20 protein-coding genes are annotated in these 23,304 nt (G+C 68.4%); 5 read left to right on the top strand and 15 right to left on the bottom strand.

The window, feature by feature from the left end; genetic code table 11:
• Positions 1-26: 26 nt before the first annotated feature.
• The 9 genes from mmsB to DMB37_RS26850 all read right to left on the bottom strand — a co-directional run bounded on the left by mmsB (position 27) and on the right by DMB37_RS26850 (position 9,873).
• Positions 27-926 (bottom strand): 3-hydroxyisobutyrate dehydrogenase, encoded by a 900-nt coding sequence (gene mmsB, locus DMB37_RS26890; protein ID WP_135235050.1) that lies wholly within the window; start codon positions 924-926, stop codon positions 27-29.
• Positions 919-1,980: an enoyl-CoA hydratase/isomerase family protein gene (locus tag DMB37_RS26885; RefSeq protein ID WP_135235049.1), complete on the bottom strand. Its 1,062-nt coding sequence runs from the start codon at positions 1,978-1,980 to the stop codon at positions 919-921. Before DMB37_RS26885 ends, mmsB begins: the two co-directional genes overlap by 8 nt.
• Entirely contained in the window at positions 1,977-3,116 is a 1,140-nt protein-coding gene (locus DMB37_RS26880) for an acyl-CoA dehydrogenase family protein (protein ID WP_135235048.1), read from the bottom strand. The genes DMB37_RS26885 and DMB37_RS26880 overlap by 4 nt, the downstream gene beginning before the upstream one ends.
• Positions 3,117-3,119: 3 nt before the next feature.
• Entirely contained in the window at positions 3,120-4,619 is a 1,500-nt protein-coding gene (locus tag DMB37_RS26875; RefSeq protein WP_135235047.1) for a CoA-acylating methylmalonate-semialdehyde dehydrogenase, read from the bottom strand.
• A 189-nt stretch (positions 4,620-4,808) separates the two neighbouring features.
• Positions 4,809-5,753 (bottom strand): DUF2157 domain-containing protein, encoded by a 945-nt coding sequence (locus tag DMB37_RS26870; RefSeq protein WP_135235046.1) that lies wholly within the window; start codon positions 5,751-5,753, stop codon positions 4,809-4,811.
• 215 nt (positions 5,754-5,968) lie between these two features.
• Positions 5,969-6,922, bottom strand: coding sequence for a hypothetical protein (locus DMB37_RS26865; RefSeq protein ID WP_135235045.1), 954 nt, complete (start codon positions 6,920-6,922; stop codon positions 5,969-5,971).
• A 22-nt stretch (positions 6,923-6,944) separates the two neighbouring features.
• Entirely contained in the window at positions 6,945-7,760 is an 816-nt protein-coding gene (locus DMB37_RS26860) for a hypothetical protein (RefSeq protein ID WP_135235044.1), read from the bottom strand.
• A gap of 44 nt (positions 7,761-7,804) precedes the next feature.
• Positions 7,805-8,848, bottom strand: coding sequence for a hypothetical protein (locus DMB37_RS26855; protein WP_135235043.1), 1,044 nt, complete (start codon positions 8,846-8,848; stop codon positions 7,805-7,807).
• Positions 8,845-9,873, bottom strand: coding sequence for a hypothetical protein (locus DMB37_RS26850; protein ID WP_135235042.1), 1,029 nt, complete (start codon positions 9,871-9,873; stop codon positions 8,845-8,847). Before DMB37_RS26850 ends, DMB37_RS26855 begins: the two co-directional genes overlap by 4 nt.
• 234 nt (positions 9,874-10,107) lie before the next feature.
• Here DMB37_RS26850 and icmF point away from each other — a divergent pair, with 234 nt between their 5' ends.
• Positions 10,108-13,326 (top strand): fused isobutyryl-CoA mutase/GTPase IcmF, encoded by a 3,219-nt coding sequence (icmF, locus tag DMB37_RS26845; RefSeq protein ID WP_135235041.1) that lies wholly within the window; start codon positions 10,108-10,110, stop codon positions 13,324-13,326.
• Between the two features lie 7 nt (positions 13,327-13,333).
• Here the strand turns inward: icmF and DMB37_RS26840 are convergent, their stop codons facing one another.
• Positions 13,334-13,735, bottom strand: coding sequence for a Dabb family protein (locus DMB37_RS26840; protein WP_135235040.1), 402 nt, complete (start codon positions 13,733-13,735; stop codon positions 13,334-13,336).
• Between the two features lie 35 nt (positions 13,736-13,770).
• On the opposite strand from DMB37_RS26840, the gene DMB37_RS41005 reads away from it, so the two are divergent.
• Complete coding sequence (locus tag DMB37_RS41005) at positions 13,771-13,938, top strand: TetR/AcrR family transcriptional regulator C-terminal domain-containing protein (protein WP_206055017.1); 168 nt, start codon at positions 13,771-13,773, stop codon at positions 13,936-13,938.
• 73 nt (positions 13,939-14,011) lie between these two features.
• Positions 14,012-15,094 (top strand): amidohydrolase, encoded by a 1,083-nt coding sequence (locus DMB37_RS26830; protein ID WP_135235038.1) that lies wholly within the window; start codon positions 14,012-14,014, stop codon positions 15,092-15,094.
• 48 nt (positions 15,095-15,142) lie between these two features.
• Here DMB37_RS26830 and DMB37_RS26825 read toward each other — a convergent pair whose 3' ends face one another.
• Positions 15,143-15,799: a TetR/AcrR family transcriptional regulator gene (locus DMB37_RS26825; RefSeq protein WP_135235037.1), complete on the bottom strand. Its 657-nt coding sequence runs from the start codon at positions 15,797-15,799 to the stop codon at positions 15,143-15,145.
• Between the two features lie 144 nt (positions 15,800-15,943).
• Between DMB37_RS26825 and DMB37_RS26820 the strand changes: the two genes are divergently transcribed.
• Entirely contained in the window at positions 15,944-17,437 is a 1,494-nt protein-coding gene (locus DMB37_RS26820) for an NAD(P)/FAD-dependent oxidoreductase (protein ID WP_135235036.1), read from the top strand.
• 13 nt (positions 17,438-17,450) lie between these two features.
• Here DMB37_RS26820 and DMB37_RS26815 read toward each other — a convergent pair whose 3' ends face one another.
• Complete coding sequence (locus DMB37_RS26815) at positions 17,451-18,248, bottom strand: helical backbone metal receptor (RefSeq protein ID WP_240771665.1); 798 nt, start codon at positions 18,246-18,248, stop codon at positions 17,451-17,453.
• A gap of 40 nt (positions 18,249-18,288) precedes the next feature.
• Positions 18,289-18,816: a TetR/AcrR family transcriptional regulator gene (locus tag DMB37_RS40690; protein WP_167768944.1), complete on the bottom strand. Its 528-nt coding sequence runs from the start codon at positions 18,814-18,816 to the stop codon at positions 18,289-18,291.
• A gap of 72 nt (positions 18,817-18,888) precedes the next feature.
• Here DMB37_RS40690 and DMB37_RS40685 point away from each other — a divergent pair, with 72 nt between their 5' ends.
• Positions 18,889-19,362 carry a hypothetical protein gene (locus tag DMB37_RS40685; protein WP_167768943.1) on the top strand — a complete coding sequence of 158 codons (474 nt, stop codon included), beginning with the start codon at positions 18,889-18,891 and terminating at the stop codon, positions 19,360-19,362.
• 194 nt (positions 19,363-19,556) lie between these two features.
• Here the strand turns inward: DMB37_RS40685 and DMB37_RS26805 are convergent, their stop codons facing one another.
• Positions 19,557-20,324 (bottom strand): SWIM zinc finger family protein, encoded by a 768-nt coding sequence (locus DMB37_RS26805; protein WP_135235034.1) that lies wholly within the window; start codon positions 20,322-20,324, stop codon positions 19,557-19,559.
• On the bottom strand, positions 20,321-23,242 hold the full coding sequence (locus tag DMB37_RS26800; protein WP_135235033.1) for a DEAD/DEAH box helicase: 2,922 nt from the start codon (positions 23,240-23,242) through the stop codon (positions 20,321-20,323). Before DMB37_RS26800 ends, DMB37_RS26805 begins: the two co-directional genes overlap by 4 nt.
• Positions 23,243-23,304: the final 62 nt, after the last annotated feature.

Genomic DNA, 23,304 nt, shown 5'->3' with positions numbered 1-23,304 from the left:
TGCGTCGGAGTCGGTGCGATGCGGCCTCAGGCGTCCGCGTTCGGGCCGACGCTTCGTTCCCGGATCTCGGTGACGATGGCCGAGAAGTCGCGGCCTCCGGAGGACTCGTTGAACCGGTTGTAGATCTCGGCGGCCAGTAGGCCCAACTGACCGTCGATGCCGTTCTCGCGCAACGCGTTAGCGGCCAAACCCAGATCCTTGTTCATCAGGGCGGTGGCGAAACCCGGCTGGTAGTCGTTGTTGGCCGGGCTGGTCGGCACCGGGCCGGGGACCGGACAGTAGCTGGTCAGCGCCCAGCTCTGGCCCGACGCGGTGGAGACGACGTCGAAGAACGACTGGTGCGTCAGGCCGAGCTTCTCGCCGAGGACCAAGGCTTCGGAAAGGCCGATCATCGAGATACCGAGCAGCATGTTGTTGCAGATTTTGGCGGCCTGGCCGACGCCGGAGCCGCCGCAGTGCACCACCTTGCCGCCCATCACCTCGAGCAACGGCAGCGCGTCGGCGAAGTCCTCGGCCCCGCCGCCGACCATGAAGGTCAGCGTGCCCGCCGCCGCGCCCGCGACCCCGCCGGACACCGGGGCGTCCAGAGCGCGATGGCCCGCGCCGATGGCGAGCACCGCGGCCGACTTGGCGTCGGCGACGTCGATGGTGGAGCAGTCGATGAACAGGGTGCCGGGCTTGGCGGCGGGCAGCAGCTCGGCGTACACGTCGAGGACGAGTTTTCCGTTGGGCAGCATGGTGATCACCACACCGGCGTCCGCCGCTTCCGCGGCCGTACCCACCACGGTGGCGCCGTCTTTGACGGCCTGCTCCTGCGCGGCGGGCACCGGATCGTAGGCCAGCACTTCATATCCGGCCTTGACGAGGTTCGCCGCCATCGGCGCACCCATGTGGCCGAGTCCGAGGAATCCGATCTTTTCAGTCATTGCTCACCAAACCCAGTTCCTGATCGCCCAATTCGGCGAAGTATGCGTCGACCTGTGCGGTGGTGACGTCGGCGAGCATCGCCGGCGACCACTGCGGGTTACGGTCCTTGTCGATCACCTGCGCGCGGATGCCCTCCACCAGGTCGGCTGAGGCCAGCGCCGCGATGGAGACCCGGTACTCCTCGTTCAGCACCGCCTCCAGGTTCGGCGCGGACCGTGCCGAACGCAACGAACGCAAGGTGACCTTGAGCGCGACAGGCGATTTCGTGAGGATGTCGGCGGCGGCCTTGGCCGCTTCCGGTGCCTCGTGCGCCTGCAGGCGGGCGACGATCTCCTCGACGGTATCGGCGCCGTAGCAGGCGTCGATCCAGTCCTGCTGGGCGAGCAGGCCGGAAGCCGGTGCGGCCGAGGCGAACTTGGCGATCGCGATCTCGGCCGTCTCGGTGCGCAGCGTATCCAGCAGCGCCGGAAGGTGTTCGGAGGTGATGTAGTAGTCGGCGAAGCCGGCCGCAATAGCGTCGCCTGCGTTCATCCGTGCCGTGGTGAGCGCGACGTGCGTGCCGAGCTCGCCGGGTGTGCGCGAAAGCAGATAGGTGCCACCGACATCCGGGATGAAGCCGATCCCGACCTCCGGCATGCCGATCTTGGACCGTTCGGTGACGATCCGGTGGCTGCCGTGGCCGGACAGGCCGACACCGCCGCCCATCACGATGCCGTCCATCACCACCACATAGGGCTTCGGGTAACGGCCGATCAGCGCGTTGAGCACGTACTCGTCGCGCCAGAAGCGCCCGGTCGGCGAATCCGCGCCAGCCGCACCGCCGGTCGCGTCGGTGTGGATGGCGACGATGTCGCCGCCCGCGCACAGGCCGCGCTCCCCCGCACCGGTGACGACCACGGTGCGGACCTCGTCGTCGGCGGCCCAGGCGTGCAGCGCCTCGCTGATGGCCAGGGCCATCGAATGATTCAGCGCGTTGATAGCCTTGGGCCGGTTCAGCGTGATGAGCCCGAGCCCATCGCGCTTCTCGAGCAGAACTTCGGGTTCGCTGGTCATGCCGCTCCTACCACCGCGCGGGCGACGACCACCCGCATGATTTCGTTGGTGCCTTCGAGGATCTGGTGTACCCGCAGATCCCGGACGATCTTCTCCAGGCCGAATTCGGCCAGGTAACCGTAGCCGCCGTGCAGTTGCAGCGCCTTGTTGGCGACCTCGAAGCCTGCGTCGGTGGCGAATCGCTTTGCCATGGCGCACAACTCGACCTTGTCCGGCGCGTCGGCGTCGAGCCCCGCCGCGGCCCGCCACAGCAGGGTGCGGGCGGCCTCCAACTCCGTTCGCATGTCGGCGAGCTGAAACCGCAATGCATCGTTGTTCAGCAGCGGTGCGCCGAACGCGTTGCGCTGCGCCAGGTACGGCACCGTCTTGTCCAGCGCCGCCTGCGCGCCGCCGACCGAACAGGCGGCGATATTCAGCCGACCGCCGTTGAGGCCGTTCATCGCGATGCGGAAGCCGTCGCCCTCCGCGCCGAGCAGGTTGGCGGCCGGAACCCGCGCGTCTTCGAAGATCACCTGCCGGGTGGGCTGGGCGTGCCAGCCCATCTTCCGCTCGTTGGCGCCGAAGGACAGACCCGGCGTATCGGCGGGCACGATGAACGCCGAAATACCGCGTGCGCCCGGGCTTCCGGTGCGGGCCATCACCACGTACACGTCGGTGGCGCCCGCGCCGGAGATGAATTGCTTTACGCCGTTGACGATGTAGTCGTCGCCGTCGCGGACGGCCTTGGTGCTCAAGGCCGCCGCGTCCGAACCGACGCCGGGCTCGGTCAGCGCATAACTCGCCAGCAGCTCCATCGAGGTCAGCCGCGGCAGCCAGCGATGGCGCTGGGCGTCGTCGCCGTAGCTGTCGATCATCCAGGTTGCCATGTTGTGGATAGAGATGTAGGCCGCGATGGCCGGGCACCCGGTGGCGAGTTGCTCGAAGATGCGCACGGCGTCGAGCCTGCGCAGGCCCGAGCCGCCGACATCCTCTCGGACGTAGATGCCGCCGAGGCCGAGCGGGCCCGCCTTGCGCAGCACATCGACCGGAAAGTGCTTCTGCTCATCCCATTCCAGCGCATTCGGCGCGAGGAACTCGTCGGCGAAGCCGCGGGCGGTGTCGCTGATCGCTTTCTCGTCGTCGTCGAGGATGAACATTCGTCAGTCCATCGTCGGGATCACGAAGGCATTGCTTTCCTTCATGCCGGAAGGCCAGCGCTGCGTGACGGTCTTGGTCTTGGTGTAGAAGCGGAACGAGTCCGGGCCGTGCTGGTTCAGGTCGCCGAAGCCGGAGCGCTTCCAGCCGCCGAAGGTGTAGTACGCGATCGGCACCGGGATCGGGACATTGATGCCGACCATGCCCACCTGCACGCGAGCGGCGAAGTCGCGGGCGGTGTCGCCGTCGCGGGTGAAGATCGCGACGCCGTTGCCGTATTCGTGCTCGTTGGCCAGGCGCAGGCCTTCCTCGTAGTCCTTGGCCCGGACCACGGTCAGCACCGGACCGAAGATCTCCTCTTTGTAGATCCGCATCTCGGGAGTGACCTTGTCGAAAAGCGTTGCGCCGACGAAGTATCCGTCCTCGGCACCCTCGACCGTCACGCCGCGGCCGTCGACCACCAGCTCGGCCCCCTCATCGATGCCGATCTGGACGTAGTTGTGCACCCGGTCCACGCCGTCCTTGCCGACGAGCGGGCCGTAGTCGGCGCCGGGGTCGTCGGAGCGGCCGATGTTGAGCTTGTGCACCCGCTCGGTGAGCTTGGCCAGCAGGCGGTCCGCGGTCTCCTCGCCGACCGGCACGGCCACCGAGATGGCCATGCAGCGCTCGCCCGCGGAACCGTAACCGGCGCCGATCAACTGATCGGCGACGTCGTCGAGGTCGGCGTCCGGCATGACGATCGCGTGGTTCTTGGCGCCGCCGAAGCACTGGGCGCGCTTGCCGTTCGCGGTGGCGGTCTCGTAGATGTACTGCGCGATCGGGGTGGAGCCGACGAAGCCGACGGCCTTGATCCTCGGGTCGTGCAGCAGCGCGTCGACGGCCACCTTGTCGCCGTTGACCACGTTGAACACACCGGGCGGCAACCCGGCCTCGAGGAACAGTTCGGCCAGCCGCAGCGGCACCGAGGGGTCGCGCTCGGAGGGCTTGAGCACGAACGCGTTTCCGGTGGCCAGCGCCGGGCCCGCCTTCCACAGCGGGATCATGGCCGGGAAGTTGAACGGGGTGATGCCCGCGACGACGCCGAGCGGCTGGCGCATCGAGTAGACGTCGATGCCGGTCCCCGCGCTCTCGGTGTACTCGCCCTTGAGCAGGTGCGGCGCGCCGACGGCGAACTCGATCACCTCGAGGCCGCGCTGGATATCGCCCTTCGCGTCGGCGATGGTCTTGCCGTGCTCTGCGGAAAGCAGTGCGGCAAGCGAATCCATCTCGTCCTGCACCAGCGTCAGGAACCGCATCAGCACCCGCGCCCGCTTCTGCGGGTTGAACGCGGCCCACACCGGCTGCGCCGCTTCGGCATTCGCGATGACGGCCTGCACCTCGGCCGTGCTGGCCAGCGGCACCCGCGCCTGCACCTGGCCGAGATTCGGGTCGAAGACGTCACCGAAGTTGCCGGAGGTACCCGCGACGTGTTGCCCGCCGATGAAGTGAGTGAGTTCGCGAACCATGCCAGTCCTGTTCTGGTAGCCGACCGTGACACCGCAGCGCGGTATGCGGTCATCCTATAGTTGGACGTCCACGTATCTAGTGAGTGTGATTCATCCCACGTCGTACATGAGATGCCCGGATACCCTGGGCACGCGGTCTACCAGGGGTTTCAGCCTGTTATTCGGGCAGACTTCGAGGAGGGCCCGGCTCTAGTCCGACGGCTTCGGCGATCTGGTGAGCACATACGAGCCGACTCCTAGAGCAACCGCCCCGATCACCAGCACAGCGACCGCTACGGCGAGGACGCTGTCGGTCCACTGGGTCACCGCCTGACCGGTCGCCAGGGCGACCGCGAGACCGCCACCGATCACGAGCACCGTCGAACGCTGCTGCGCGAACAACACGAAGCAGACGGCGGCCACCAGCCCGCTGAGCAGGAACGCCCACGGCCGATGGTCCGAATCGACGACAATCGCGCCGACCAGCGCGATCCCGACCGCGATCGCGTACCCCAGCCAGGTCTCGACGAACGCGCCGATCCTGCTGAGCGCGAACCATACTCCGCCGACCACGAGCATGCCGAGGCCCACCCAGAGGTCGCCGACGCCGAACATTTCGTCGAGCGCCACCGGGATGGCCGACGCGCTGAAGATGCCGCAGGCGAGCATGCCGATCACCGAAGGTATCGCGATATAGCCGAGCACGGCGGCGACCAGTCCGGCGAGCGCCGCCCACGACCCCGCATCGGCGGAGCCGTCGTCCAGCGCGGTGCCCACCGCCCCCGTCACCGACCCCGCGGCAAGCGCCAGCAAAGCCCCGGCGAGCCGAATCCGGGAACCGTGCGGATCCCGGTCGAACAATTTCGACGGCCCACCGACCACGGCGATCGCGCCCAGGACGAGTCCGACCGATACCGCGATCAGCAGGGCCACCTGCGCACCTCGCGCGAGATCGTCCCACGACGCCCCGATCACCAGTGCGATGCCGCAGAACACCAACCCGGCACCGATGTACGCCGCGATCTCCGCGAGAATCTTCCCGCGCGGCCGCGGCTCGTGCGCGGCCAGCGCGCCCATCACCGCCTCGAACTGCGCCTCGGTCAGCACACCCTGCTCGACCAGCTTCCGCACAGCCAACCTCTGGTGTGTCGCCATCGCCCCATTATGTCCGGCTGCTGCCCCACCCACCGGAGATCGTCGATTCGACGCGCCACCCGCGCACGATCTGTTCAGCGAATTCGGGCCCGGGGCAACACGAGGCACCGGACCGGGTCGATGCCCCCGATTGTGAGGCCGCGGGGGCGGGTTCGACACGGTGCCGGGTCGGCACACGAAGACCAGTGATCGGGCCGCTCCTAGGTTCTGCGAGATCAGGATTCGGGGCCGAGCTCCACCACGGTGCCGGGGTGCGCGAGCGAGGCCACGGTGATGTGGCCGCCCTTTGCCTGGTCGATGATCTGACCTTGCCAGGCCACGAAGCAGGAGGCGATCTCGCTGTTGTAGGCGCGGGTGAGGATCGGGGCGAGCACCTTGGCGAGTTCACCCTCGGCGGCGATCAGCTGATCGCGGTAGGGGCCGTAGTACGGCAGGATCGCTTGCAGGACAACCGCTTCCACGCCTTGCACCTGGGTGATGAACGGGTCGATCGCCGGCTGGTACCGCGCGAGGACGGGGGCGACCTCGGCGAGCACCGGGCCCGCCAGCTGCAGGATCGGCTGGTAGACCGAGCCGAGGGCAAAGGCTTCCGAGGAGAACGGGCCCGCCAGCGGAGCCAGTCCGATCAGCGAGGCGAGACCACCCTGCTGCTTCGGCGCGGGCCAGCCGAGCGGGCAGGCGGGCTGCGCCGGGAGCGGGGCGGCAGCGAATGGGTTCGCACCGCCCGCGCCGCCGAGCGGAACGGAACTGTTCGGCGCGCCGCCGAGCGGGACCGAGCTGTTCGGCGTGCCCGCGCCCAACGGGACAGCGCCGTTCGGCGCACCGGCATTCGCAGCGCCCGCACCGGGATTGATGGCGACCGCGGCGGGCGCACCGCCCGAACCGAGCGGCACCGACGCGGCGGGCGCCGGCCCGCCGGGAGCAGGTGTGGCCGCAGCCGGCGCACCCGGCGCGGGTGCCTGCGGCGCCGACGTCCCCGCCGGAACCGAGGGCGCGGCGGATCGCGCGGCGGCGGCCGGTTGCTCCTGGGTGATCACCACGCTGGTGACCTCATCGTCCTGATCGACCGTCAGCGCGGTGACCGCGACGGCGCTGCCGATGACCGTCAGCGCGGCCACCGCGCGGATGGCACCGGCGAGCGCAGGCCGGGTCGTCGTGCGAGAACTCATCGGACCGTACTCCTTCTGATGTCTATTTGACCGGCGCCGCAGAGGAATTCGGTGCGGCCGCGGCAGGTTCGAACACACCCTCCAGGTGCCAGACCCCGGTGAACCCGTTGAACGGTCCGCCGACGATGAGGCTGGTCCACTGCAGGGTGAACTTGCGGGTCTTCGCGTCGTAGGTGCCGGTGGCCGAGGGGCCCTGGGCGGCGTCGGCGGTGGGCTTGTCGAACCATTGCTTGGCGACCCAGTCCCACACCTTCTGCACCTGTTCGGCACCCGCCACCTGGGCGTCTTGCTTCTCCGGCGGCTTCGGCGCGCCCTGATTGAACTCCTGGTCGTTCCAGGAGGCGGCCCAGGCGGACACGTCCGCGGTGAGCTTGCCGCCGTCGTTCGTCACTGTCGGCGGCGGCACCCGGCGCTGGGTCTGCGGGTCCACCGGGTTGGTGGAGATGCCGAACTCGACGGCGAAGAACTTGGTCGGCTTGGTGATCGACGCGGACAGCGAATTCCCCTGTGCGAAGCCGGGTTTCGGTTCACTCTGGTATCCGCCGATGCGCAGGCCGCCCGCCGTGCCCGGCTCGAGCAAGGTGGTCGACCCGCCCTGCGCGAGGGAATCGCCGTTGGGCATGTAGGGGCCCTTCTCCGGCGTGCCGCCCGGCTGCACCATCCGGAACCAGGTACCGGCGACGTTGTCCCCGGACACCGAACCCGGTGTGAATCGCAGCAATCCGACCAGTGGCTCGGGCCCACTCGACGTCGGCGCGTCGGCGCCGCCGGAACAGCCGGACACTACCAACGCCAATGCGGCCAGTACTGTCGCGGCGATCATCTTGCGTGGGCTCATACCGGATCCCCTCCTACGTTCAGTCGGCCAAGTGACTCGCGTTCTCATTTCCGGGCACCGCCAACGGGATTCGGTCGCAGTGCCGCACGCTTGGCCGGCGCGCGACCCGGCAGCCGAATGCCCTCCACCGTGGCGGCGAGCGCGAAAATGCCCGGCACCAGATAGCAGAAACCCAGCCCGCGAAACGCGCCGAAGCCGAGCGGACGGGTCGAGTCGTTCAGCGCGACAACGGCATCGAAGTTGCGGACGTTGTCGTTCATCGCGCCGATGAGGGCGGCGAAGCGGGAAGTCATCGGCTGCCACCGAGTTTCGAGGGTGGTGATGCCGGTGAGGTCGGCTTCCGGGTGTGCCGTCCGGACGTCCGCGGTGTATCGGCTGTTGAGCTCGCCGTCGGCCGCGACGAGGGTGACGAAGTAGCCCTGTAACTTTCGGACCTCGTCGTGGGTGAGGATCGGGCCCAGGTCGTTGATCAGCGGTTGCGCTGCGGGCGAGGCCGGGAACAGTCCGCCGAGCAGCGGCACCGCGATCAGCCCGAGGGCGGCGAGCGCCGCGGCCGAGCGCCAGACCAGCGCCTGCTTACCCTGCTGCGCGCGCCGGAAGCCGAGCACCCCGGCGCCGACGAGAATCGCGCCGGGTAACGCGAGGAGCCACGGCAAGGTGCCGAAAGGTGGTACCGCGGCGAGCTTTTCGTAGTTGTGCCGGTTGTCGTCGATCGCGCCGATCATCCCGGACATGTGATAGCCGATCTCCGGGTAGTCGCGGACGAACTGGTCGACGCGCGGATAGCTGCCCGGCTGTTGTCCGTGCTGCTGCAGCGTGATGACGTTGGTCCGGGCGTCGTCGAGCACCTGTAGGTCGTGCCGGTAGCCGTCGATGCTCGACCGCGTCATGTACGGCTCGAACGCGTCGATCATCGCCTCCCCCTTGACCGCTCGCGGAAACATGCCGGTGCCGATCGGGGCGAGGACCAGTAGCGCGCCGAGCACGATGATCAGCACGAACGGCCACCGCCGCAACGGCCGCGGCGGTGCGGCCTCGGGATTCGAGACGAACTCCGAATAGGCGGGCAGCCCCGACACGGTGGTCACTGCCGTTGCCGACGGACGATCCGGTCCGCGTTGAAGAACACCCCGGCCGCCGCGACCGCGACCACGAACAGCGTCGGCACCACCCAGGCCGGGGTGTGCCGTCCGCGCGGAACCTCGACGGTCTTCGAGGCGAGCACCGGATCGGTGCGCGCGGGTTGCGCCTGGGCCATCGGCACCGCGGCGTCGACCGGAGCCTGAGCTCCGGCCGCCGGAGCAGCGGCCGGCGCGCCGGCGGCCGGTGGAGCAGCCGCCGCAGGAACGCCGGGCGCCGGTGCCGCAGGAGCAGCAGCCCCAGGAGCACCGGGCGCAGCGGCGATGGGTGCCGCCGCCGGTGCCGCCTGCGGCACACTGCCGCCGCGATACTGACCGGCCAGATGCCACAGCCCGGTGAAGTTGTTGAACGGACCGCCGACGATCTGACTGGTCCACTCGATCACGAAATTGCCCGCGCCATCGATGGTGCCGTGCACGGGGCTGGTCTTGCCCGGCAGCCCGCCGCCCGGTTTCGGCGCACCCTGGTTGAACACCTGGTTGTTCCAGGTGACCCCGAGACTGCTCAGATCACCGGAGAGTTGCCCACCGTCGGAGAACAACTGCGGCACCGCGGTACCGCCCCCGGTCTGCGGGTCGGTGGGGTTGGTCGCGGTGGCGAAATCTACGCCGTAGAAGCGGACCGGCGTGGTGACCCGGCCCGACTGGGCATTGCCCGCACCGTCGAACGCCGCGGCGGGCTGCGGCTGATAACTCCCGCTGACCAGGCCGCCGTCGCTGCCCGCGGACAGCGTGGTCACCGTCTGGTCGCTGCAGGCGGAGTCGCTGTTGGCCAGGTAGGGACCGCCCGCGTCGCCGGTCGGCAGGATCATCCGGAAGAAGCTGCCGGTCACCGCGCCGCCCGAGCAGACGCCGGGGGCCAGCGCGAACAGACCGTTGAGCGGTGCGGGTTCGGCGTGTGCGAACGGCGCGGCCACTATCGACAGGCCGAGGGCGGCTACCGCGGCGGTGAGCCGATAAGAGTTCCGTCCCATGGATCGTCCTTTTGGTGGATTTGTGCAGATGGATTTCGGATTTAGGGCATCGCGTCCCATCGGAACTCGGCGCGCGGCCTGCTGTCGCCCTTTGCATTCACGGTGAGCGCAACCCCGCAGCCGACTTCGTGTCATCGACCGGCCGAGTGGCACCTGGCGCTGTGATGGGCATCACCGTAGGATTAGTTTGACGTCCTAGTATCGGGCGCCAACTGGACTCGCCGGAGGACTCCCGTGGCCGACAGCAGCGCGCTTCATACGCCGACCAACCCCGTCCGTTTCGTGACCGCCGCCGCGCTGTTCGACGGGCACGACGCGGCGATCAACATCATGCGGCGCATCCTGCAGGCGCAGGGCGCCGAGGTGATTCACCTCGGTCACAACCGCGCCGTCAGCGAAGTGGTGGACGCGGTGCTCACCGAGGACGCGCAGGGTGTGGCGGTCAGTTCGTATCAGGGCGGACATGTCGAATACTTCGAATATCTCGCCGACGCGCTGAAAAAGGCCGGGGCGGAGCACGTCCGGATATTCGGTGGTGGCGGCGGCGTTATCGTCGCCGAGGAAATCGCGCGGCTCGCCGAATGCGGCGTCACCATCTTCTCCCCCGAAGACGGACAGCGACTCGGCCTGCCCGGCATGATCAATCAGCTGATCCGGGCCTGCGATATCGACCTCGCCACCGAACCACCGGTGCTGGACGCGGTGCTGGCCGGCGAGCGCGCCGCCCTGGCCCGCGCCATCACCTGTATCCAGCAGAACACCCTGACCGACAGCGACCGGCAGACCTTGACCCGGGCCGCCGCCGCGCGCACTGTGCCGGTACTCGGCATCACCGGTACGGGCGGCTCCGGAAAGTCCTCGCTCACCGATGAATTGGTGCGCAGGCTGCGGTCGGACCAGCAGGACAAGCTGCGCGTCGCGATTCTCGCGGTCGACCCGACCCGGCGCCGCGGCGGCGGTGCGCTGCTCGGCGACCGCATCCGGATGAACGCACTCGACGGCGACCACATTTTCTTCCGCTCGCTGGCCACCAGGGGCGGGCGTGAACTGCCGGACAATATCGACCTGATCGTGACCGCCTGCAAGGCAGCGGGATACGACATGGTGATCCTGGAGACGCCGGGCATCGGCCAGGGCGACGCCGCGGTCACCGATTACGTCGACGTGTCCATGTATGTGATGACTCCGGAGTTCGGCGCCGCCTCCCAGCTCGAAAAGATCGACATGCTGGATTTCGCGGATGTGGTGGCGATCAACAAGTTCGAGCGCCGCGGCGCGGCCGACGCACTGCGGGACGTGTCGCGCCAGCTCATTCGCAATCGCGCGGATTTCAGCGCGGCACCGGAGGACATGCCGGTCTTCGGCACCAGCGCGGCGACTTTCAACGACGACGGTGTCACGGCGCTGTACCAGCACCTGGCCGGGCTGCTCTCCGAGCGTGGCCTGCGGTTGGAACAAGGGGCACTGCCCCGGGTGAATACCCGCGTGTCCACCCGGTTCGCGCAGATCATCCCGCCGTCCCGGGTGCGCTACCTGGCCGAGATCGCCGAGACAGTGCGCGACTACCACGCGACCACCGCCGCGCAAATCCTTGCGGCACAGCGGGTTCAACGTATCGAGCAGGTAGCGGCCGAACTGCCCGACGACCAGGCCGTCGCCGAACTGGCCGCGACCGCGCGGGCCGAGCTGACCCCCGAGAACACCGCGCTACTCGCCGAGTGGCCCGCAATCGCCGAGTCCTACCGCGGCGACGAGCAGGTGGTGCGGGTGCGCGACCGCGAGATCCGTACGCCGCTGCGCCGGGAGACGTTGTCCGGTAACTCGATTCCACGAGTCGCATTGCCCCGGTTCACCGATCACGGTGAGCTGCTGCGTTTCCTGCGTGCGGAAAACCTGCCGGGCCGCTTCCCGTTCACCGCTGGTGTTTTCCCGTTCAAGCGGGACAACGAGGACCCGGCCAGAATGTTCGCCGGTGAAGGCGACCCGTTCCGCACCAACCGTCGCTTCAAGGTGCTCAGCGAACATTCCGACGCGAAGAGGCTGTCCACCGCGTTCGACTCGGTCACTCTCTACGGCCACGATCCCGCGGAACGCCCCGACATCTACGGCAAGGTCGGCACCTCCGGCGTATCGATCGCCTCGCTCGACGACATGACAGCGCTCTACGACGGTTTCGACCTGACCGCGCCGACGACCTCGGTGTCGATGACCATCAACGGGCCCGCCCCCACCATCCTGGCCTACTTCCTCAATACCGCGATAGACCAAGCGCTGGCACGCTTCTCGGCCGCCGAGGGACGGCAGCCGACCGCCGACGAGGCCGCCGATATCCGGGCGAAGACCTTGGCGACGGTGCGCGGCACGGTGCAGGCCGACATCCTCAAAGAGGATCAGGGCCAGAACACCTGCATCTTCTCCACCGAGTTCAGCCTGCGCATGATGGCCGATATCCAGGAATGGTTCGTGCGCAACGGTGTTCGCAATTTCTACTCGGTCTCCATCTCCGGCTATCACATCGCCGAAGCCGGCGCGAACCCGATCAGTCAGCTCGCCTTCACCCTCGCCAACGGATTCACCTATGTGGAGGCGTATCTCGCGCGCGGGATGCAGATCGACGACTTCGCGCCGAACCTGTCGTTCTTCTTCTCCAACGGCATGGATCCCGAGTACTCGGTGATCGGCCGGGTGGCCCGCCGCATCTGGGCCGTCGCCATGCGCGATCGGTACGGTGCCAACGATCGTTCGCAGAAGCTGAAGTACCACATCCAGACCTCCGGCCGCTCGCTGCACGCACAGGAGATGAGCTTCAACGACATTCGCACCACCTTGCAGGCGCTCATCGCCATCTACGACAACTGCAACAGCCTGCACACCAACGCCTACGACGAGGCGGTGACCACCCCCACCGAGGAGTCGGTGCGCCGTGCGCTGGCCATCCAGTTGATCATCAACCGGGAGTGGGGCGTCGCGGTGAACGAAAACCCGCTGCAGGGCAGCTTTCTCATCGACGAGCTCACCGACCTGGTGGAAGAGGCGGTGCTCGCGGAGTTCGACCGGATCAGCGAGCGCGGCGGCGTACTCGGCGCGATGGAGACCGGCTACCAGCGCGGCAAGATCCAGGACGAGTCCATGCGCTACGAGCACCGCAAGCACGACGGCTCGCTGCCCATCATCGGCGTCAACACCTTCCGCAACCCGCACGGCGAGCCGAAGCACGACATCGAGCTGGCCCGCGGCACCGAGGCCGAAAAGCAGTCCCAGCTGAGCCGGGTCCGCGAATTCCAGCACCGGCACCGCGACCCCGCGCACGCCGCCCTGGCCCGCCTGGAAGCCGTCGCCCGCACCGACGACAACATCTTCGAGGTACTGATGGACGCCGCCCGCGTCTGCACCCTGCAGCAGATCACCGACACGTTCTTCACCGTCGGCGGCCAATACCGCCGCAACGTCTGAGGGTTACTCAGAGGATTCGCACCTCGGGGACGGTCGTCATCAGGCGTGCCCGCTCCGGGTACTTCTGCAACTTCGCCTCGTGCAACGCCATGATCTTCGCGCGCAACGCGGGATCCGGTGCGTCGGAAACATCGGGCCCGATCGCGAGTTTCGCGACGTGCGGGATGATCTGCGGATCGCCGTCGAGGTGGACCGGGTCGTGCATGTACCGCTCCAGCGCCGCCAGATCCTCGATCCCCACGCAGTAGGCGTGCGTCAGCCCCTCGGAGACATCGCCGAGATTCTGGCCGACGGTGGCGAACGACACCGATTCGACCGACGCGGTCCGCCGCATCGTCGCGAGCACCTCCGCCTTCTGCTCGTCCGTCGTCTCGTCGCGAAAACCGAAGCGCAGCAGGTGAACAATCATGGAACCTCCTGGCCCGCCTCACCCTGTCCGGCAGCTTGCGGACGACCGACCCGGCGCAGGCCGCTGAACGATTGCTCGCCCTGCTGACCGCGCCGTTGGATGCTCGGTCGAAGCTCGGTACCCGCGCGGTCTCCGATGCCGAACTCCGGCATATCGCCGAGGCCGCCATCCACAAGTTCCTGTCCGCGTACGGATCCCACTGAATTCGGGTCCGGCGCGGCGGCACCGTGTGACAATCGCCGGGTCAGGGCCATCGGCGCGGTTGGGACGACGGATATGAGTCTTTCGGGTATTCGGATCATCGACGCGCACATCCATCAGTGGGATCCGTTCAGCACGCCGCGCGTCTTCAGTCCGACGGCGCGGTTGTTGCGGAGATTGCCGATTCCGATGGAGCTGGCCAAACGCCTCGCGCCGCGCCGGGATCGCGAATTCATCGGGGATCCCACCGCTTTCACCCGGCCTTATCTGCCTGCGGATTATCGCGCGGATGCCGGCACCGAGCCGATCGATGCGGTCGTGCATATCGAGGTGGCCTGGACCGGGAAAGGCGAGCTGGCCGAAGCCGAGGAGACGGCGTGGGTGGCGCGGCTACCGTTCGGCGGCGACAATCCCGAGCTCGGGGCGATTCTCGGCTGTGCCGATCCGGCGGCGCCCGACTTCGCGGCACTGCTCGACGCGCATCTCGCCGCCGCACCCCAGGTGCGCGGCATCCGCGCGCACGTGGCGCATCATCCCGATCCGGATGTGCGGCCCTATGCCCCGCACGCGGGCGCGCTCACCGCCAAGGAGTTCCTGAACGGCTTCGGGTTGCTGGCCGAGCGCGATCTCTGCTTCGAGGCTTGGGTGTACTCGCATGCGCTGCCGGATGTGACGGCGCTGGCGGCGCGGTTCCCCGAGGTGCCGATCGTACTCAACCATCTTGCTACTCCCGCAGGGCTTTTCGGACCGGTCGGCAAGCACACCGGAATCAACCCGGGAGTGCGCCGGGCGCTGTTCCTGCGCTGGCGCGACGACCTGTCCGCGCTCGCCGAACAGCCGAACGTGGTTGCGAAGGTGAGCGGGCTGATGATGCCGATCCTCGGACATCCGGTGCCGCCCCGCGGCACGACCACCCCGGTTCCGGTGCTGGTGGACCGTATTCACCCGCTGATCGAGCACGCGCTCGACGCATTCGGCGCCGACCGCCTGATCTGGGGCTCGAACTTCCCGGTGGACAAGCCGATCACCACCATCGCCGACAGCATCGATGCGGTGGCCACTGCGGTGACCGGGAACGGTGGCGGGCAGCCGGAGCTGGCACACATCTTCCGAAATACCGCGCTGCGCGTCTATCGGATCGGCGGCCCTACCGCGTAACCCACCCTGCCGATCTCGACAGCCTCGCGGGCCCGGCACCGAAACGCTTTATCCCGCAGCAGGAATAAGATCCGACGGCAGATACTGCGTACCGAGCAAGGCGCCGAGGCGGCAGACATGGTCGATGATGTGGTTGCCGTCGATGTCCATCGCGCCGGTGCGCCACGCGGTGAGCAGTTCGATGAAACCGCCGATGCCGACGAGGGTGCTCATCCGGAACTCGAGCTCGTCGGCCGCCGGGCGCAGGTACGGCCCGGACGTGGCGACGAGCAGGTCGGTGGCGTCGATGAGCATGGCCTTGCGGCGCTGCTCCAGCACGGCGCTGCCCGCGTGGTCGGCCAGCAGGATGCGGGCGCGCCCGTTGTCGTCGGATTGCAGGTGCACCGCGCGGGTGACGGCCGCGCGCAGGATGTCCAGCGGGGGTTGCGCGCCTTGTTCGGTGACGATGGCGGCCAGGTCGGCGAAGACTTCGGTGCAGACGGCGTCCCACGCAACGCCGAGCAAGGCATCGCGATCGGCGAAATGCTCGTAGAAGTAGCGGTCGTTGAGCGCGGTGCGCTGGCACACACCGCGCATTGTCACGGCCGCCCAGCCGTTTTCGAGCCAGATGTCGAGGGCCGCATCGATCAGGCGCGCGCGTCGTTCGGCGCTCCGCTCCGCGGCGGTGCGCCCGCCCCAGGTCCGGGCCGGTACGCGCAGGCTCATGGTTGACAAACTACCGGACCGCGCGCCTAATTGGTGGCACGTGCGGCCAATTGGCTTCGTGGCACATGGAGGTGGCATGACCGAGCGAATCGTGACGCAGAATCCTGTCGGCACGACGGAACCGAGCACCGGCGAGGCGGGGTCATGACCGGCACCGGGATCGACCACGAGGTGATCATCGTGGGCGCGGGATTCTCCGGGATCGGCGCCGCGATCAAGTTGCAGGAGGCCGGATTCGACGACTTCCTGATCGTCGATGAGGCCGACGGCGTCGGTGGCACCTGGCACTGGAACACCTATCCCGGTATCGCCGTGGACATTCCGTCGTTCAGCTATCAGTTCTCCTTCGAGCAGCGCGCCAGCTGGTCCCGGACGTACGCGCCGGGGCGGGAGCTGAAGGCGTATGCCGAATCGTGCGTGGACAAATATCAGCTGCGACCGCGAATCCGGTTCGATACCACCATCACCGAGGCCGAGTTCGACGAGGACGGCTGCCACTGGCGGCTGCGCACCGCGACCGGCGACGAGCTGACCGCGCGCTTCGTCATCAGCGCCACCGGCGTCTTGACCAGGCCCAAACTGCCCGAGATCCCGGGCGTCGACGACTTCGCCGGCGTCACCATGCATACCTCGCGCTGGGACCACCGGCAGGACCTGCGCGGCAAGCGAGTCGCGATCATCGGCACGGGAGCGTCTGCGGTGCAGGTGATTCCGGAGACCGCGCCCGAGGTCGAGCAGCTCGTCGTGTTCCAGCGCACGCCCATCTGGTGTCTGCCTCGGCTGGATCTGCCGCTGCCCAAACCGGTGCAGTGGGCGCTGCGGGTGCCCGGCGCGCGTTCGCTGACCCGGTTGATCAGCCAGACCTATGTGGAGATCACCTTCCCGATCGCCGCGCACTATCACACGAAGTTGCCGACGGCCGCGCTCGGCGAACGCGCGGGCCTAGCCCACCTCCGCAACCAGGTGCATGATCCGGTGATCCGCGAAAAGCTCACGCCGCGTTACGCGTTGGGCTGCAAGCGGCCGAGCTTCTCGAACGACTATCTGGCCACCTTCAACCGCGACAATGTGGTGCTGGAGACCGACCCGATCGAGCAGATCACCAGCACCGGCGTGCGCACGGCAAGCGGCACCGAGTACCCGGTCGACGTGCTGATTCTGGCGACCGGCTTCAAGGTGATGGAATCCGGCAATATGCCGACCTACGATCTGCGCGGCATCGGCGGGCTGGACCTGGAGAAGTGGTGGGACGAGAACCGCCTGCAGGCCTATGAGGGCGTGAGCGTGCCCGGCTTCCCGAACTTCTTCTCCATCATCGGGCCGTACGGCTACAACGGCTCGTCCTATTTCGCGCTGATCGAGAACCAGACCAGGCACATCCTGCGCTGCCTGCGGCACGCCCGCGCGGGCAACGCGACCATCGTCGAGGTGACCCGCGAGGCCAACGATCGCTTCTTCCAGGAGATGCTCGATAGGCGCGGCGGACAGGTGTTCTGGCAGGACAGCTGCGCGGTGTCCAACAGCTACTACTTCGACAAGCACGGTGATGTGCCGTTGCGGCCGTCGACCACGGTCGAGGCGGCTTGGCGCAGTGGGCATTTCGACCTGTCCGATTACCGGTTCGCGACGTCGGCGTAGCGGTCGGCCGAACTCAGGCGAGGAAAGCCTGGGCCAGTTGCCCGGTGAGGGTATCTCGCGCGGTGGCCAACGACGGTCCGTACCAGGTGAGGCTGCGGCCCTCGACCAGCGCCACCGGGAGGCCCGGAAACGCGTCGGGGCCATCGGTGCCGGTGAAGACGTAAGGCTCGTCGGGTAGCACGGCGAGCTCGATGCCGGTGGTCAATTCGTCCGCGGAGAGGCGCGGGTAGCGGTCCGGGCGGTCGGCGTGCACCAGCCGCAACCCGAGGCGGGCCGCCAGATCGCCGGTGAAAGTGTTGCGGCCCACCACCATCCAAGGATTGCGCCAGATCGGGATCACCGCATTGCGCGATGGGGTGGGCGGCGGTGGCGCCCAGACGGATTCGGCTGCGGTAAGCCAGGGCGGAACACCGACACCGAGGGCCTCGGTGAACAGGCGCGCCAGCGAGGCCAGCGCCTCGTCCACGGTTTCTATCCTGGTCACCCACACCGGAATTCCGGCCGCGCGGAGTCGGCCGACGTCGATCTGCCGGTTCTCCTCCATATTGCACAGCACCAGATCAGGCGCGAGTTCGATGATGCGGCGCACATTCGGGTTCTTGGTACCGCGTACCCGCTCGACGGCGAGGTCGGCTGGGTGCGTGCACCATTCGGTGGCCGCGCGGAGGATCTCCGGGCAGGAAACCGCGACGGCCTCGGTCAGCGACGGCACCAGCGACACCACCCGCCGGGGCGGACGGTCGATCTCCACCGCGGTGCCGAGGTCATCGGCAGGCGTTGCCTTTCCGATACCGGTCGACTCGCCGCTCACCAACGGCCGCCCAGCACTGGAGAGGGCATTCGCCGGGCACTCATGACAACACCCGCCGAGCCAGCACGCGCAGTTCCTCCGGCGACACCGCGGGGATCATGCTGCCCGCACCGAGCACCAGCAGATAGAGCAACTGCGCGAGTTGCCGCGCGTCGTCCGCGCCATATCCACTCTCCCCCAGCAGGGTTCGCAGGAAGTCCAGCCGAGCCGCATCGATGCGCTCCTTGACCTCGGCCGCGAGCGGGTCGTCGATCGCCCATGAGCGTATCGCCGTTTCCAGCGTGGCGGGCCCCTCGTCCCGCAGCACCAGATCCAAGAGCAGGTCCAGCTTTTCCCTGGCATCGAGTTGGGCGGCTGCCGTCACCTCACGCAGGTAACGCGTCGTCTGCACCTCCTCGAAGTGCTCGAGCAGCGCCGCTTTGTACCCGCCCATGCTCGAAAAGTGGTGATAGAACGACCCGGTACTCAGCCCGGTGGCCGCCACCAGCTTGTCGATGGTGAGCCCGGCCGGGCCCGCCGTACCGAGGATCACCAGCCCGGATGCCAGCCACGCACTCTTGCCTGCCATAACGACCAGCCTATAACATAAGTTTTGTTCTGTTTCGGGAACGACGGCACGGCACGAGTTACGGAGGTCGCGATGACCGCGATAACACCCTCGTCCACCACCCGGCCCACCCGCTGGGCCACCCCAGTCCACTTCGCCGGATCCACCTTGCTCGGCTTGGTCGGCCTGGCGCATCTGCTGGTGGTGCACGTTTTCAACGGCGACGACGGCCCCGCCGAAGAGGTCGTCAACGCGATGTCCGCGCAGGTCACCGGATCGATGTTCGACGGCGGCAGACAGCTCTCCGTCTTCGGCCTGAACACCGGCTACAGCGTCGGAATGGGTTTCCTCGGCTTGCTTTTCGGCCTGCTGGCGATCGCCGCGGCACACGGCGCACCAGGCCTGATCACGCGGTGGTCGCTGTTCAACGGCGTCTGCGTGGCAGGGGCGGGCGGCACATTCTGGATCGCCTGCCTCTACTTCCCCGAACCCGCCATCGTCGTGTCCGGGCTCGCCACGCTGTGCTTCGTCGCGGTGTTGGTCGGTGGACATCGCGACACGGCCTGAGCACTGCCCCGGCTACGGCCACAGTGGCAGCGGGTGGGCAACCCTCGGGCAGTTCCGGGACCGATGCGATGCGCGCAGACTTGGTGAGGCATCCGGTGTCGGGAAGTCCCGGTCCCGTGCAACCGGACCAGATCCCGCCCCGAAAAGTCCGGAGGCAACCGCAAGCCCCGACGCCGGATGCTCACCAAACTCACTCAGCTGTCGAACATTTGATACAGCGCGGTGAGCTCGCGCAGCCCCGCCGCGGCGATCGGCTCCTCGGCCGAGGTCATCCGCATCGCCTTGCGCAGCAACAACGGATCCAGATCTTCGGGGGCCGGCCGGAATTCGGCCTTCGGTAGATCCGGCAGCACGGCCTCGTTGCCGTAGGGATCGTCGGAGTCAACGGCGCGCAGGTCACGTTCGATACCACCGATGAGCGTGTCCAGGTCGAGGCCGCGCAGCGCGAGGATCTCGCGGGGCCGCTCGTCGAGCCGTTCGGCGAGCAGGTAGCAGACCGCGGCGACGTGCTTGCACGGCCAGCCCGGGTCGGGGCAGCTACAGGTGAAGTCCAGGTCGGCGGCGGTGGTCGGCAGCAGCAGCGGGCCGAGCGCGGTCGGCAACGCGCCGGATGCGATCTCGGCGAGCATGCCCGGCGCGTCGCGGATGGTCTCGATGAGCAGCTCGATCTCCTCCTCGCGCAGCGGCCGGACGGTGAACACCGCGGTGAACGGACGCGGCTGACTGCCCTGCACCTCCGCGGTCACCGCGCCCGGCTCGATCCGGTAGCTCACCACCTGCCCGGCCCGCGCGTAGGTGCGCCCGCGCGACATGCGCCCGGCGTCGGCCATCTGCTCGACCGCGTCGATCAGCGCCTTGCCCCACCAGGTGCGCCCGAAACCACCACGGCGGCTGCGGGCCTCGACCCCGCCGCGCACCGGACGGCGCTTACCGAACTCGCTGTAGTCGATGTACGGACTCATTCGCCGACCGCCTCCGCCCCGAGCGTGAACAGCTCGCGCAGGTCATCGGTGCTCAACTCGGTGATCCAGTTCTCCCCCGCGCCGACGGCCAGATCGGCGAGTTGCCTTTTGCCGTTGATCATTTCGTCGATCCGCTCTTCGATGGTGTCGACGCAGACCAGCTTGCGCACCTGCACATTGCGCTGCTGCCCGATCCGGTACGCCCGGTCGGTGGCCTGGTTCTCCACCGCCGGATTCCACCAGCGGTCCAGGTGCACCACATGATTGGCGGCGGTCAGGTTCAGCCCGGTGCCACCGGCCTTCAGCGACAACAACATCAACGGCGGCCCCGCAGGCTCCTGGAACCGGGTGACCATGCTGTCGCGCCGTTGCTTGGGTACCCCGCCGTGCAGGAACGGCACCTCCGTGCCGAAGCGTTCGACCAGGTAGGGCGCGATGAGCTCGCCGAACTCGCGGAACTGGGTGAACAGCAACGCTTTCTCGCCGTCGGCGAGCACCGCGTCCAGCACGTCCTCCACCAGCGCGAGCTTGCCGGAGCGATGGCTGCCGCGGTGCAGCACCCCGGAGCCGTCACCGAGGAAGTGCGCCGGATGGTTGCACACCTGCTTGAGCCTGGTCAGCGCGCTGAGCACGGCGCCCTTGCGCGCCATGCCTTTCGCGTCCTTGATCTTGGCCAGCATGTCGTCGACCACCGCCTGGTACAGCGCGGCCTGCTCGACGGTCAGGTTGGCGCGCACCGTCATCTCCAGTTTGTCCGGGAGATCGGTGATCACCGCCGGGTCGGTCTTGACCCGGCGCAGCACGAACGGCTGGGTGATCATCCGCAGCCTGCTGATCGCGTTCTCATCCCGCTCGCGTTCGATGGGCACGGCGAAGCGCGCGCGGAACGTCTGCGGGCTGCCGAGCACCTTCGGCACCGCGAAATCCATGATCGAGCGCAGTTCTTCCAGCCGGTTCTCCACCGGAGTTCCGGTGAGCGCCAGCCGATGTCGGGCCGGGAGCGAACGCGCCGCGCGCGCTTGCCTGGTCGCCGCGTTCTTGATGTGCTGCGCCTCGTCGAGCACGATCCGGTCCCAGGTTTGCCGCTTCAGCTCGTCGAGGTCCCGCGCGAGTAGTGCGTAGGTCGTGATCACCAGATCGGACTCGGCCACCGCCGCATCCAGCTCCGCGCCGGAGCGTCGTCCGACACCGTGGTGCACCCACACGCGCAGGTCCGGCGCGAAACGCTCGGTCTCGCGCTGCCAGTTGCCGACCACCGACATCGGGCACACCAGCAGCGTTGGCCCCGGCATACCGCCGCCGGAATCGCCGGCGGCCTTGCGTCGCCGCGCGGCATCCAGCGACAACACCACCGCGCCAGCCGCCGCCTTCGCCCCGGCCGACTTGCGGCTCAGCTTCGCGGCCGTCCGGTCCCGCGCGTTCGCCGCCTCGCGCTCGTGCACCAGCAACGCGAGCACCTGGACGGTCTTGCCGAGCCCCATGTCGTCGGCCAGGATCGCGCCGAAACCCATGCGGCTCATGGTGACCAGCCAGGCGAGGCCGCGTTCTTGGTACGGCCGCAGCTGCGCCTTCAGCCCGACCGGCGGGGCGATCGGCTCGAGTTCGCGGGTCCGATCCAGGATGTCGGCGGCCCACCCGGTGGCGGTGACCTCGGTGACCGGCACCTGCTCCACCCGGCCGCCCGCCAGTTCGCCGATCAGGTCGGCGAAGGTGATCTCGGAGGTGTCGGTGTGCGCGGCCACGTAACGGGCGGCGGCGGCCAGCACCTTGTGATCGGCCTGCACCCAATCACCGCGCAGCTGCACCAGATCCGATTTGCTGCGGACCAGCCGCTCCATCTCCGCCTTGGTCAGTACGGTGTCGCCGAGCGCGAGTTCCCAGCGGTAGGAGACGAGTCCCGGCATACCGACGGTGCTTTCGGCGGCGGGCACCGCACTCTCCACCCGCAGCCGCATGGTCGGGGCGCTGACGTTCCAGGCGCGCGGCAGCAGCAGTCGAACGCCGGCCGCCTGCAGGGCGTGCGCGCCGTGCTCGACCAGGTCGACGACGACCTCGGTCGGCAGCAGCAGGTCCATCGAGCGCGGATCGCTCGGCAGGTCGCGCAGCCGGGGGTATGCCCGCTGCGCCTCGCCGAGCTGCTCGACGGCGACCCGGAGCAGATCCGGATCGCCCTGCAGTTGAACGGGGTTCGGCGCCTCGCCATCGATCCGCAGGCAGACCTCCAGCCGCCACAGCGCCACCGATTCGTCCGCGGTGCCGAGGTCGCCGTCCGGCTCGAGCAGGCGCAGCACCAGCTCCGGCTCGTCGCCGGTCAGGGTGGCCCGCCAGTGCTCCAGCGTTTCGGCCACCCGGTAGCTGCCCGCGTCCAGGGCGATATCGCGCACGAGCGCGTCCACCAGCGGATGCACCGAGTCGGGCGGGTCGATCATGGACCGGGCGATCGGGTCGGTGAGCTCGGTGACCAGGTCGTCGAGCACCGCGTTGGGGCGACCCGCCACCCGCAGCGCGGCAGGCATGGCCACCGCCAATTCGGCAAGCCAGGCGCGCTGCCGCTCGCCGCCGACCAGGCGCCAGCGCACCCACCACTGGCCGTCGGCGCGGCGCAGTTCCGGCACGATCCGCCCGGCCCGGACCCAGCGCTCGACACCGCGCGCGACGTGCGCGAGGAAGCGCAGGTCCCCCGCCACCGCCTCGGCCGGAAGTCGCTGCCGCAACGCCGCCGCCGCGGCCGCGGGCGCCATCGCGTGCGCGCGGACCTGCTCGGTCGCCGTGCCGTCCGGCCCGATGACCAGCACGTCTGCCCGGTGCCGGAATTTCGACGCGCTCAATACGCCGCCCAACGGGTCGGGCAGCGCGGCGAGGGGGGCGTCGTGCCAGAGCAGCAACCCGGAGCCCGGCGACCACAGACCGTGCAGCATCAGCCCATCCAAGCAGGTGGGTCCGACACCGGCGCACCCACCGCGATCGCGCCGGTCTGGCT

It is taken from the genome of Nocardia sp. CS682 (genome assembly GCF_004634405.1).
Lineage (GTDB): Bacteria > Actinomycetota > Actinomycetes > Mycobacteriales > Mycobacteriaceae > Nocardia > Nocardia ninae.
Note: the sequence above shows the minus strand (reverse complement) of the source record. Positions and strands in the feature narration are given on the sequence as shown.